This is a genomic window from Dyadobacter sp. CY356 (assembly GCF_021440195.1).
In the GTDB taxonomy this organism is placed as follows: Bacteria; Bacteroidota; Bacteroidia; order Cytophagales; family Spirosomataceae; genus Dyadobacter.
The window spans coordinates 189,362-202,641 of the sequence record NZ_JAJTSZ010000002.1; the positions used below are offsets into that span (position 1 = coordinate 189,362).

Consider the following 13,280-nt stretch of genomic DNA (forward strand, 5'->3'; position numbering starts at 1 on the left):
GTTCTACTGCGAACTGATTTTAAATGTAATAGTTCCGGTAGATTCTTCCGGAACATTTGAAGATTGAGAAATGAAAGTAAGTTCTCTGACAGCACTGCGATATTGGTTCACAACCGCGTAATCCGTTACCGTAGTACTTTGCGTAATAATATTTTTAACCCGACCGTTCTTGTCAACTGTTATTTTGAAAGTGATTGAACCAGTTGCATCCGACTTATCATTAACCACTGGTCTGCGTGACCACTTCCAGCCAGATAAACTAAGCCCTACGGCCGTTCCGCCACCGCCGCCTTCACCTTTGTATGTCTTGGCAAATAAACTCCCCGTTTTTGAGCCTTTATCGCCTACACCTTCTGCATCGTCACCATTATTATTTCCACCTACACCACTTTTTGTTCCATTGGTACCATTACTTCCCGATTTGCTTCCGGAAGATTTCGTGAAAAGTGCATCTTTGTTAACCGCTTTTTCAGGAGCAGGTTTACTCACCGGAGCAGAGGAAGTAGCACTTCCGGTTGATTTCTTGGTTTCCGTTTTTTCCGGTGCCTCAACAGGACTTTCTGCTTTTGAAGTGATAACTTTTTCTGTCACCGTTTTGGTAGGCTTGACAGATTCTACTTTTGGAGGTGTCGGAGGCGTTGGTTTAGGCTGAGAAACAGATTTACGCTCTTTAACCTCTTCCGCTTCTGCGCGCATATTTTCCCTGACCTTAGAATTACTTGGTTTATTGAAAGTCTGTATATCGCCCTTTCCTACTTTGCTCGTACCGTAGTTAACCTCCACAAAAAGCTCCATGGGCTCCACTTTAGGTACAGAACTGTTAAGACGTATAAAGAAGAACAGTCCCAGCATTGCTATCGTTATGCCGATAGACATTGCCCAGGATATTGCTATTCTCTGACGATCTTCTGCTTGTAATTCAAACATTGGCTAATTTTTTTGTGATTTCGTGTTGAACGTAAAAATATGTCATTTTCGTATAAATACAAAAGAAGGAGCCTTTTTGGCTCCTTCCCGGTACTTTTAATATTAAAACCTGGATTATCTTTTCTTATAAACCCAGCCTTCTTCACCTATAATCTTTTTAAGTTTTGCAGAAGCACGGTAAGCATCACCTTCATTTTCAAAACCTTCTACCGCTACTTTAACTTTTTTGCTGTATTTATCAGCTTCTATAACAAGAGCATCAGCATATCCCTTTTTCTTCATTTCTTCCAAAAGAACATTTGCCTGTCTGTTTCCTTTAAAAGCACCGGCTATCAGAAAAAATCTTTTGTTAGTTGTCGATGCCACCACCGGTACACTAACCTCTGATTTGATTTCCAGTGGTTTTGCATTTATAGCAGCCTCAGTTTTTGGTGCTGCTACGCTATCAACATTTTCATTGATTGGTTTTCTAACAACGTAAACAACCCTTCTTTTCGCGGGGACGATTACTTTCTTCGCTGCAACAGGAGCAGAAGCGGTGGTCATCTTATCAAAAAAGCTGGTAAAAGGATTCAGCGTGCTTTTGTTCTCACCATTCGAAGAAACATAAAACAAACTGAAATAAAACATCAGTCCTGCAATCATCGCAGCCGATGTCCATGCGATCCAGTTCACTTTAACAGATCTTGGCTCTTCCTCTTCAAGTACTTCAACGTGATCTTCATGAACATGAACAACAGGTGTATTCAACCCCGAAGCTCTTTTTTCGACAAGTTTTGCGGCTGTACTTCTGAAACCATACCATTCGTCTTTGAAATATCTGTCTGTATTAGGCTCAAAAACGAGTTTCCCTTCAACATTCATACTAAACTCACCTATTCCTTCAATAGTAGCACGATCGCTGGTTTGTAACGATACACGAAGTTTATCGGTGTAACGTTTCACATAAGCAACAGCTTCTCCGTGACTTATCTGTTCATGACGTGAAATATAGTTGGCTAATAACCCATCGTCAAGTTTCAGAAACTCATTGAAAGCCAGACGCTTATCCGGTGGAGAAAACATGCCTGTCTCTGCATTATAAAAGGCCTGAGCCTGATGGGAAAGCAGCGCGCCAAAGCCCGGAATGATCACGAATTCGTAATCAGTTACTAGTTTTCTTATTACCGTTTCAACAGCTATCATGAAGTGCATTTTGAGGTGAATGAAGCGAAGTTAAAAAGAAAAAGATAATCCACCAACAAAGTTCAATCCCTGCTGCGGATAGTATTGATAGCGCTGATACTCCTTACCTAATATGTTGTTGATAGACACGAAGGCTGAGAAGTTCCTGGTTAACAGGTAATCTATCTTCAAATTCAAGTCTGAAATAACAGGCAATTTGGTAACAACCCCACTTTGAAAATTTTTCGCTTTTATACCTTTTAACATATAAAAATCCGCAGTGACAAATAACTTTTTACTAATCGTCAGCGCATTAAACCAGTTCAAAGTAAGATCAGGGCGGTGCCATGCTTCTTCAACAGATCCCATCGAATAATCATAGTAATTTACCTTCAGAGACGTTTTAAATAAATCATTGTAAGCATAACCAGCCTGTCCTGAAATGTTCAGAACCTTTGTTTTTTGTGGATCATAGATAATCGAGAATTTCGATGTGTCGGCCAGGGAGTTGTTAAAGTTGTAGAAGTTATGATACGAAGTATAGGATACTTTACCTTCATAATTAAAGCCACCAGCGACTTCCCCTTTAACACCAGCAAATATATCAGAGTTTTTTTCCGTATTGACAATCAACACATTAGGCCCCAGCCATTGATTTTCACCCAACATTCCCTTTAACGTGTTTCTAACCACATCACCATTCCATCCACCAAATACATGAACGCCATCAATTGGACTGACATCAATATTTAATACAGGGAATGCTTTCGTTTTGTTGATATTCAACTGATTATCGGTTTGATTTACTGCATTGATACCGGCAGTAATTGTAAAAATGTCCGACGTGTACTTGAACGTAGGTTTAACACGATATAAATTACGATTGTACGTTAAAGCATCCACACGCTGCGAGATAAAAGCACCAGCTTCCAGTTGCGCATAGAATGTGGTTGAAATAGGAACTGATGCAAATAAGGTCGTTCCCCAGTCCAGCTCTGATGCATTGTAACGGTCGTGCAAAGTATTCAGACTTGTCTTTACTGAATAATCCACCGCGACAGAAGGATCTGTATTTTCAAAGCCAAGATTGAAACCAAAATTGTTAACCGTCTGGCGCAAGCTGTCACGATTAACTATGTAAGATTCAATCTGAGGTTTGTAGCCATAGAAATAATAATTTTTACGATCATATTCCAGTGAGCCGTCCACTTTATAAGTGCTCATGATGTATTTTCCGCCTACCTTAATATTGGTATTTGCATTGGCAGAATTTTTACCGTCCACAGGACCGTTTCCGGCAGACAAATGTTTCACCTGCCCGGTGAAAACAAGGTCATCCGCCCGGCGACCGCTTACAAATGCCTCTCCAAGAAAACGGCCATAGTTACCGGCTCCGAGTTTAATGTAATTATTTAAAACATCAGGCTGATCCTGCCGGGCTTTCTCATCCGATGATGCCGCAACGCTGGGCGTTATTTTAGGTGATGTAATGTTAATCTGCGGATCCAGAATTTGATAGTTCACCTTTTTTTCATTGGTAGTACCCTGAATGGGCTGCACCTTATCAAAAAGCCTGTTTGCAGGTGCAAACTCAATGCTCTTTTCCTTCACAATTTCATAAGTCTGGCTTTCAATTTCCCCCCTCTGCGCAAATGCCAGATTAGATGAAAAGCCAAGAGTCAATAAAAATATGGTTGTTCTGATTGTTCTTGAATGCGTCATAAGAAATATTTTTTGCTGTTTGCTTCGACAGGAATTTATCATTTTTGTTTTTCAAACTGGGCCAGTTTTTCTTTTGCAAGTTTCACTGCTTCCTGATCATCTGAATTGTCTATGATCGAGCTCAGCGTTGCTTTGGCCTGTCCAACTTCTTTCATGCCCATGTACACATCTGCAAGCAAAATGAATGAACGAACCCGCCAGTAATCAAAACCCTCGAAGGTTTTACTCATATCAAGGATAGCCGTTTCAGCCTCCTTATATTTCTTATTTTTATATAAAATAGTAGCAACCATATAATTTGCTTCTGCCCCGTATTCATCTTTGGATGTGCTGGCCAGTTTCTTAAACTCTTCCGACGCTTTTGTCAAATCACCTTTTTCATAAGGGACTTTACCCAAATAAAGCTGAGCTTTCCCCAGGCCACCCGGAATAACATTCCCAACATTGATAACCTCTCTTGCGTAATAAAGCGTTGAATCGTAACTTTTCAGATTGTAGTAAGTATCCATCAGGCCGATCCAGGCCTGTGTCTGCTCTTTTTTATTTTCGGAATTACGAAGAAGAACCCGGAAATTGGTAACAGCATTATTGAAATTACCTCTTCCGATTTCCAGTTCAGCAGAACGCTGCGCTGCGGCAGCTACAAAAGTGGAACGGTTTTCCTGCACTACTTTACTGTAATACTGTAAAGCGTCGGCAACATTTCCAGTTTTATCAAAAGATGAACCAATGAAATATCGCGCATCATACTGATACTTGCTTGAAGGATAAGTTTTCAAGAAATCAAGCAAAGCCTGTTTGGCGTTGTCATATTTCTCAGCATAATAAAGATTTCGGACGTTGTCAAATTCAACATCTTCAAGCTTATCGTTACCTGGATTGTTCTTACGCACAACACCGAGCACCTGAGTAAACTCTTCCGGACGGCCAACGGCTGTATAACTTTCCTGAATCCCTTCAAGCGCACTACTTGCTGATGGTGAATCCGGGTAATCTGAAAGGATTTTCTTAAAGTCAGTAATTGCCTGTTCGTAAACCTGTAAGTTATAGTAAGATTGAGCACGACGTAACAAAGCAGCCGGGATCAAATAACTTTTAGGTTTTTCGTTAATCATACGCGTAAATCCTTTCACGGCCGCAGAATAACTTGTGTTCTTGAAGTCGATATCAGCCATCTGGAAATAAGCATCGTCGAGATAACGTGAACTTGGAAACTGACTGATCAACGTTTCAAAGTTCTTACGTGCATCAGCTTCCCGGTTCATATAAACATAAGCACGCCCCTTTTGGAACAGTGCATAATCCTTATCAACTTTTCCTTTCGCAGAAACTTTGTCGTACGTACCAATGGCTTCGTTGTAATTTTTTGCAGCCAGGTAACAATCTGCCAGTCGCACATAAGCGTCTTCAATAATATTACCGTCAATACCTTCTGTATTATTCGTAAATTCTTTAAAGTAACCAAGTGCCTGGCTATATTTCTTTTGATTGTAATAAACATATCCCAGAGCATAAAGGCTTTTACGAGCATAAATGCCAGCTTTGGAATTTTTTGAAAGCTGAGTATAAATGGCGACAGCATCGTCGAGTTTTTTCAAACCGGTATTTGATTCTGCCTTGTAGAAAGTAGCGGCAACAAAAATATTTTCGTCAATCGGGAATTTGATTGATTTGTTGAAGAAAGCAAGTGCCTGCTCAAAACGTTCCTGGTTGAATTCTACCACACCCTGGTTAAATGTAAGTCTTTGGTATGTGGTATTTATTTTTGTATTCCGTTTTGCTAAACCTTCAATGTAAGTTATAGCACCCGTATTATTACTTGCGCCGGAGTATCCTTCTGCAACCAATTCCGAAGCTTCTTCCTGATGTTTGCTGTTGGGATATTTAGCGATAAACGTATTGAATTCTTTTATGGCGTCATTATTGTTGCCAAGATCCAATTGTACTTTTGCGTGGTTATAGCTTGCTTCTTCCTTGATAACAGGATTGTAGTCCAATCGTGCTGCGTTGTCTAATGCTGTTAAAGCATAACTTAAATTACTTGTCTTTAAGTAACTGACTCCTAGCAGATATGATGCGTATTGCGATACAGAATCCTTCCCGGACGCAACACCCTTAAGTGTAGAAATTGTTCCATTGTAGTTGTTTGTACGAAACAAAGAATGTCCATAATGTAAAGCAACTGCCGGCGGAACAGAACCGGCCTTCATTTTATTATATCGCTCATAAGCCTTAACAGCCGCGGCATAATCACCTTTTTCGTAGTAGACCTCTGCTACATATAATGCAACTTCAGCAATTTTCGTTCCTCCTCTTTGTTGTGCAAGAATTTTCTCACCATAAGTCAACAGCTTGTCATATTGCTTCAACTGATATAAGGACGAAATGATCCAGTTTGGAACTTCCTCTTTATAATTAGGATGGTTCTCCACCGCAATAAAATCCTGGTAGGCTTGTTCGAAATTATTTTTTTGGTAATTGATCACCCCGGCATAAAACGAAGCGTCACCAGCATTGGCAAAAGATGGATCCGTCTTTACCTGATTGAACAAAGGTAAAGCCGCATCCAGATTTTTTGTATTGTAATAAGACATGGCAAGCTGATAAGTGTTATCCATCTTTTTGCTGCCATTGCCGGGAAGTTTTACCGCTTTTTCAAGGTAGGTAATTGCTTTTTCGTAATTCCCCGCTTCATAATAATATTTCCCCAGATCCCCGTAAATCTGCTGTGCCTTAGGATGTTCAGCATGATTTCTTACAAAGCGGTCGACCTGAACTTCTGCTTCCGGATAATTCAAGTACAAGCCGGTAACTGCTACGTAATATTCTGCCGTCACTTTGTTGTAATCACTTGTACTTAAAAGATTATCATTAGCATTCAAATAATCTCCAAACTCCTGTCTTGCAGCAACAAAGTTTAGTTTTTCATAATATTCAAGGCCATTGCGAAAGTGCGCTTCCGGTGCTGTGTAACTCAAAGTGCTCTGAGCATTAACCGTATACGTACCAACGTACAAGCCTAAACCAAGCGCATAAGTGCCATGTTTTAAAAGCATAGGGGTTCGTTTTGTGGATTTTTGTGGTGATTTATTGTTTGCGATCATATGTAATTAAAAGATAAAGCGATCCGGCTCCTACCTGCTAAAACTATTTGGTAGTAAACGAAAAGGCCTTTGAAAGCGTATAAATAAGGAAAAGCAACATCCAATATCCTGATATAACTTTTAAAAAATAACATCATTACGGTGCAAGGTATTCGCAAAGTCTTCCTGCATCGCGGAGAATCTTTCAGCCACCCTTTCAAGAAATTCAACATCCATACTCTTTTCTATTTCTTCTACGTTTGCAATCTCGTATTCCTCGATTTTGTAAGTTTGCTCAAACATACCAGTTTCAATCTTAATGATGTATTTATTATTCCATTGGTAAATACTAATCTTGAAGTGCTGGTTGGGTATATCCTTTATATATCGCATAGGTAAACATTTTTTTGCAAAAGTAATCAATTCAAAATTGGGATGAATTCAATGTTTAAACATAGCATATTACTAATATTTATAGTGCTAATATTTTTATCCTGTGGTGGTCAGGATAAAAAAGATTCTGCTGATTTTTTTTTAAAGGCCAATGTTGCTTTTACTCAAAACAATTATACCGAAGCACTACGCCTGTTCAATGAAGCTATTTCTAAAAACCCGGAATTTCCGGATGCTTATCTTAATAAAGGGATCACATTGATGAAAATGGGTCAAGTTAATGACGCCCGTGAGGTTTTGACAGAAGCAATCAAACTAGACCCAACACTGATACAGGCAATTCTCGTCAGAGCGGAATCTTCGCTGCGATTGGGAGATTTCAGGAGCGCTGAGGAAGATTTGAAAAAGATATCAAAGGAGTATGCCGATTCTACCAGATATTTTTTAATCAAAGGTAATCTGATGGATGCCATGAGCCAGACTGCGGAAGCCATTGCAGATTATGACAAAGCTATTTTGCTGGACAAAGAAAATACGGAAGCATTTGTAAATCGTGGAGCAGTGTATTACAAACTTCACTCCTACCAGTTGGCCCGGGAAGATTTTGCTTCCGCAATTAAATTAAATCCGGCTCAGCCGGAAGCTTTAAATAATCTGGGGCTTATTGCTACAAATAATAAGGATTGGAAAAATGCACTGTTTTATTTTGACCGGATACTGAATTTCCACCCAGACGACGCGTTGGCATTAAATAACAAAGGATATGTATTATTACAAACAGGAGATCTTAATGCGGCTAAAAAGTTAATTGAAAGGGCTCTGGATACAAATCCTAAGAATGGCTATGCGTTAAGAAATCTTGGAGTATACTATGACCTGTCAAATGAGCCTGCTAAGGCCCTTACTGAATACAATAAAGCCATAGAGCTGGCCGAACCTGTGGAAATGCTCTATGGCTTAACGGGAAGACTTTATTTCAAACAAAAAGACAAAGCCAAAGCTTGTGAAATCTGGAAGAAAGGCACGGTATTAAAAGACTCGGTTGCTATTGAAGAATTTGCTAAAAACTGCAAATAGTTTACCAATTTGAACGTATATAGTTTTTTAGTCCTTTCCAGGATTTCGCATTTTCTGCCGGGTCTGTAAATACTTCAAGTAAAGCGATATTATCCGTTTTTAAAAACTTCAATAATTCCGTTTTCAACCCGTCGAAATCCATAGCCTGAAAATATTCAATTTTTGAATCTTCTGACGTTCTTTTGGCGGTAAAAGGATGTCGTGTTTCAAAGTAGTTATCAAGCTCTGGTAAACTTGCCGGACCGTCAATCATTCTGAAGATATTACCACCACTATTGTTCAAAACAATGATCTTTAAATTGTCAGGTAATGGCTGAATTAATAGTCCGTTCCGGTCATATAAAAAGGAAACGTCTCCCACCAATAAAAAAGTTGATTTCTCATTAACCAAAGCTGCGCCGATGGCTGTACTGACGCATCCGTCAATTCCACTTGTGCCCCGGTTTGCATAAATTTCAAGATGGGAAACTCCATTGCCCAACGCATTCACATAGCGGATCGGCATACTATTGGCAATATGCAGCTGAGCACCTGCCGGAATCGAATTTATGATTAAATTAACAGATGTTAGATCATTTAACACTGATAGATTTTGAAGATATTCTGTTGATAATGACTGTGCTTTTAAGTTATACCCGTTCCAGGTACGTTTATAAGAAGAATCATTTTCAGGATCTGATCCCTGGACAAATAGTTGATAATCAATTTGTTCAAATAAATTACCAAAAAAATATTCCGGTGCGACTGGTATTATTTGCGTTAAGGAGAAGAAAGTATCCACTACATGGCTGTCTTCACTGATGTGCCAGTGCCTGACAGATGGATTTTTTTGAAGAAATTGTTTAAAAGCCTTTGAAATAAAGGATAACCCGTATGTTATCAGCAGATCCGGGCGTAATTTTTCAGTATCAGCATCTGCCAAAAACAAATCCTGGAACGTAATAAAACTTTGATCTCCCTTCTGGTTTGAAATAGAATCACCGACTACCGGAACATCCAGTTCTTCGGTTATTTTTGACAAAGCAAGGTTAAGTTCTTCACTATTATGATGCTGACCACCGGCAATTAAAATGCGTTCTGCATCGTCCCAGTCATTCAATAACTCATGCCAGGTTTCGACGGATAATGTCGATTCAGCATTTATTTTTTTTATCACCCGAATATCGGATGAAGGACTTAATTCTTCCTCTGCGCCAGGATAAAATGGCTCCCGGATTGGAATGTTTATATGTACCGGCCCAAAAGGTTTTGACTGAGTTAAAATAGCAGCTTCGTTAGCCGTTCTGTTAATCAGCCAGCGGGCATCTTTGTGACCATAATCAGATGGAAGTGTAAAAGATTTCTTTACATGTTTCCCATAGATTTCTGACTGATAAATGGTTTGTCCATCCAGTTGGTGTATCCATTCCTGCGGACGGTCGGCGGTTAAAATCAGTAAAGAAATCTGCTGAAAGAATGCTTCGGTAACGGCTGGGGCATAATTATAAGCGGCGCTTCCGGAAGTACAGATTAAAACAACGGTCTGGCTTAACTGCTGCGCCATTCCCAGTGCTATAAATCCTGCTGATCGTTCATCCATCACCACATGTTTTTCAAAGCCGCTGTGGCGCGAAAAAGCTAGTGTTAATGCAGCACTGCGGGAGCCTGGTGAAATTACTACATGCCGTATGCCCTGGGCATAACAAACTTCGGCCAAATCGATTAAGGGCTGTAATATTGCCATTTCAGTTATATACAAAAATAGCCTCAAAAAGAGGCCATTTTAAATTTGGGAATACGGATTGTGATATCGGAATGATTAAATTCTTCTTATTCACATTACTTCAGGTTTTAACCTAAATAAGTTTTCAAAGCTTTGCTTCTTGATACATGACGCAATCTGCGGATAGCCTTTTCTTTGATCTGACGAACGCGTTCACGTGTTAGGTTGAACTTCTCACCAATCTCTTCCAAAGTCATCGCATGCTCGCCATTTAAACCAAAATAAAGGGCGATTACGTCAGCTTCTCTCTGTGTCAAAGTGCAAAGTGCACGCTGAACTTCCTTACGCAATGATTCATTAACCAAACCAGAATCAGGTTTGTCTTCCAAATCATTTTCAAGAACGTCCAGAAGACTGTTTTCTTCACCTTGAACGAAAGGCGCATCCATTGATACGTGCCTTCCGGATATTTTCATTGTATCAACTACTTCCGAAGAAGAGATTTCCAACACTTCAGCAAGCTCTTCCGGAGATGGCTCGCGTTCAAAACGTTGTTCCAGCTCAGAGAAAGTCTTTGAAATTTTATTTAAAGAACCAACACGGTTCAATGGAAGACGTACAATACGTGATTGTTCAGCAAGTGCCTGAAGAATAGACTGGCGGATCCACCAAACTGCATAGGAAATAAACTTAAAACCACGTGTTTCATCGAAACGCTGCGCAGCTTTAATAAGGCCTAAGTTACCTTCATTGATCAAATCTCCCAAAGAAAGACCTTGATTTTGATATTGTTTCGCTACGGAAACGACAAAACGAAGGTTAGCCTTAGTCAATCTTTCCAGTGCTAGCTGATCCCCGTCCCTGATTTTTTGAGCTAACGTCACTTCCTCATCCGGCGTTAACAAATCTACCTTCCCGATTTCCTGCAAGTATTTATCTAACGACTGACTTTCACGGTTGGTGATCTGCTTACTGATCTTTAGCTGTCTCATCTAAATTCAAATATTAATATGTATAAATAACGACATTTAAAAATGCCCTTGTTGATGAAAACACAATTTTATGCGTTTTTGTTCTCTGGTTTTGGAAGTAACACTTTGCGTGACAGACGATACTTGCCCGTTTTCTTGTCAACCTCAACCAATTTCACCTGTACTTCTTCTCCAACTTCAAGAACACCATCCATTGTCTCAATTCTTTCCCACTTGATCTCTGAAATATGAAGCAATCCGTCTTTACCTGGTAAAAATTCAACGAACGCACCAAAAGGCATAATCGACTTCACTTTACCGGAATATACTTCTCCGATTTCAGGAACAAGGATTATTCCACGTATACGGGAAACCGCTTTATCCATTGAAGTCTTGTCTGCCGAAAATATACTTACATAACCCGCACCATCTTTTTCTTCAATAGAAACAGTGGCACCGGATTCTTTCTGAATATCCTGAACAACTTTTCCTCCGGGCCCGATAACTGCTCCAATCATCTCACGGTCAATTTTGATTATGACGGCGCGAGGCGTGTGAGGTTTCAGGTCAGGACGATGTTCTTTAATCGTTTTATTCATTTCACCCAAAATATGCAGACGACCAGCCTTTGCTTGCAAAAGTGCCTCTGACAATACTTCAAACGAAAGTCCATTGACTTTAATATCCATCTGACAAGCTGTGATACCTTTTTCAGTACCAGTCACCTTGAAATCCATATCTCCCAGGTGATCTTCATCTCCCAAAATGTCTGAAAGTACAGCGTATTGACCTGTTTTTTCGTCCGAGATCAATCCCATTGCAATTCCTGATACAGGCGCCTTGATTTTCAGACCAGAGTCCATAAGTGCCAGAGAACCGGCACAAACCGTTGCCATGGATGAAGAACCGTTTGATTCCAAAATATCAGAAACAATACGAATTGTGTATGGATTGTCCTCAGCAGCAGGAAGTACTTTTTTCAAAGCACGTAAAGCAAGGTTACCATGACCCACTTCACGACGTCCTGGTCCGCGGTTAGGTTTTACTTCACCAGTAGAAAAGCCAGGGAAGTTGTAATGAAGCAGGAATTTGCTGTAACCATATTTCAATGGTGTATCAATAATCTGCTCATCATTTTTCGTACCCAACGTTACTGTTGTAAGCGATTGTGTTTCTCCACGAGTGAACAAGGCCGAACCGTGTGCGTTTGGAAGAAAATCAACTTCTGATGCGATAGGACGAACTTCACCCAGTGCACGTCCGTCAAGACGTTTTCTCTCATCTAATACCAAACGGCGGGATGCGTCATATTCCAGATCGTGGAAATAACGTTTAACAAGAGAAAGATTAACTTCTTCTTCGTCACCAATCGTTTCAAGGAATTCGGCCAAAACTGCTTTCGCTCCTTCTTTACGAACATTTTTATTTTTAGAACCCAACTGGGCTACTGCATAAACTTTATCATAGCAGAATTCACGAACACGTGCTTCCAACTCCTCATCCTGAACGTCACCTACGTATTCACGCTTCACTGTATTTCCAACAGCAGCTTCAAATTCTTTAACAGCAAGACACTGTTGTTTGATCACTTCATGAGCAAATTTCAAAGCTTCGATCACATCTTCCTCCGAAACCTCGTCCATTTCTCCTTCTACCATTGTGATATCCTGGTAAGTAGCACCTACCAAAAGATCCAGAGTAGCATTTTCTAAAACAGATGTACCCGGATTAATTACCAGTTGTCCGTCAATTTTAGCAACACGTACCTCCGAAACAGGTCCACCGAAAGGAATATCAGAAGCGGCAATTGCAGCCGAAGCAGCAAGAGCAGCCAATGCATCCGGCAAAGCCTCTTCATCAGCTGACATCAACATGATGTTCACCTGAATTTCTGCGTGGTAATCGTCCGGGAAAAGTGGACGAAGAACACGGTCAACCAAACGGCTTACCAAAACTTCATGGTCCGAAAGTTTTCCTTCACGACGCATAAAACTTCCCGGGATTCTGCCCGCAGAAGCAAATTTCTCCTGATAGTCAACGGAAAGAGGCAAGAAATCAATCCCCTCTCTAATATCTTTATTGGCAACCACAGTGGCTAGCAGCATGGTATTACCCATACGTACCACAACTGATCCGTCTGCCTGTTTTGCTAATTTTCCTGTTTCAATTGTAATTTCTCTACCATCAGGTAATGGTATCGTTTTGGTCACTATGTTAAATAGCATAGAATATGTAATGTTT

9 protein-coding genes are annotated in these 13,280 nt (G+C 40.1%); 1 reads left to right on the forward strand and 8 read right to left on the reverse strand.

Annotation, left to right across the window (positions count from 1 at the left end):
• Nucleotides 1-3: 3 nt before the first annotated feature.
• The 5 genes from LXL81_RS06885 to LXL81_RS06905 all read right to left on the reverse strand — a co-directional run bounded on the left by LXL81_RS06885 (nucleotide 4) and on the right by LXL81_RS06905 (nucleotide 7,289).
• Nucleotides 4-927, reverse strand: a complete 924-nt coding sequence (locus tag LXL81_RS06885) for a hypothetical protein (RefSeq protein WP_234645989.1) — start codon at nucleotides 925-927, stop codon at nucleotides 4-6.
• Between the two features lie 114 nt (nucleotides 928-1,041).
• Nucleotides 1,042-2,112 (reverse strand): SPOR domain-containing protein, encoded by a 1,071-nt coding sequence (locus LXL81_RS06890; protein ID WP_234645990.1) that lies wholly within the window; start codon nucleotides 2,110-2,112, stop codon nucleotides 1,042-1,044.
• A gap of 30 nt (nucleotides 2,113-2,142) precedes the next feature.
• On the reverse strand, nucleotides 2,143-3,813 hold the full coding sequence (locus tag LXL81_RS06895) for a TonB-dependent receptor (RefSeq protein WP_234645991.1): 1,671 nt from the start codon (nucleotides 3,811-3,813) through the stop codon (nucleotides 2,143-2,145).
• 38 nt (nucleotides 3,814-3,851) lie between these two features.
• Nucleotides 3,852-6,869, reverse strand: a complete 3,018-nt coding sequence (locus LXL81_RS06900; protein ID WP_234645992.1) for a tetratricopeptide repeat protein — start codon at nucleotides 6,867-6,869, stop codon at nucleotides 3,852-3,854.
• Nucleotides 6,870-7,037: 168 nt separating this feature from the next.
• Nucleotides 7,038-7,289 carry a hypothetical protein gene (locus LXL81_RS06905; protein ID WP_234645993.1) on the reverse strand — a complete coding sequence of 84 codons (252 nt, stop codon included), beginning with the start codon at nucleotides 7,287-7,289 and terminating at the stop codon, nucleotides 7,038-7,040.
• Between the two features lie 84 nt (nucleotides 7,290-7,373).
• Between LXL81_RS06905 and LXL81_RS06910 the strand changes: the two genes are divergently transcribed.
• The gene (locus tag LXL81_RS06910) at nucleotides 7,374-8,366 is read left to right on the forward strand and encodes a lipopolysaccharide assembly protein LapB (protein ID WP_234645994.1); all 993 of its coding nucleotides are present in this window, start codon (nucleotides 7,374-7,376) and stop codon (nucleotides 8,364-8,366) included.
• Nucleotide 8,367: 1 nt separating this feature from the next.
• Here the strand turns inward: LXL81_RS06910 and menD are convergent, their stop codons facing one another.
• From menD to pnp, 3 genes are all read right to left on the reverse strand, one after another.
• Nucleotides 8,368-10,089, reverse strand: coding sequence for a 2-succinyl-5-enolpyruvyl-6-hydroxy-3-cyclohexene-1-carboxylic-acid synthase (gene menD / locus LXL81_RS06915; RefSeq protein ID WP_234645995.1), 1,722 nt, complete (start codon nucleotides 10,087-10,089; stop codon nucleotides 8,368-8,370).
• 107 nt (nucleotides 10,090-10,196) lie between these two features.
• Entirely contained in the window at nucleotides 10,197-11,060 is an 864-nt protein-coding gene (locus LXL81_RS06920) for an RNA polymerase sigma factor RpoD/SigA (protein ID WP_015810559.1), read from the reverse strand.
• 68 nt (nucleotides 11,061-11,128) lie between these two features.
• On the reverse strand, nucleotides 11,129-13,264 hold the full coding sequence (gene pnp, locus LXL81_RS06925; protein WP_234645996.1) for a polyribonucleotide nucleotidyltransferase: 2,136 nt from the start codon (nucleotides 13,262-13,264) through the stop codon (nucleotides 11,129-11,131).
• Nucleotides 13,265-13,280: the final 16 nt, after the last annotated feature.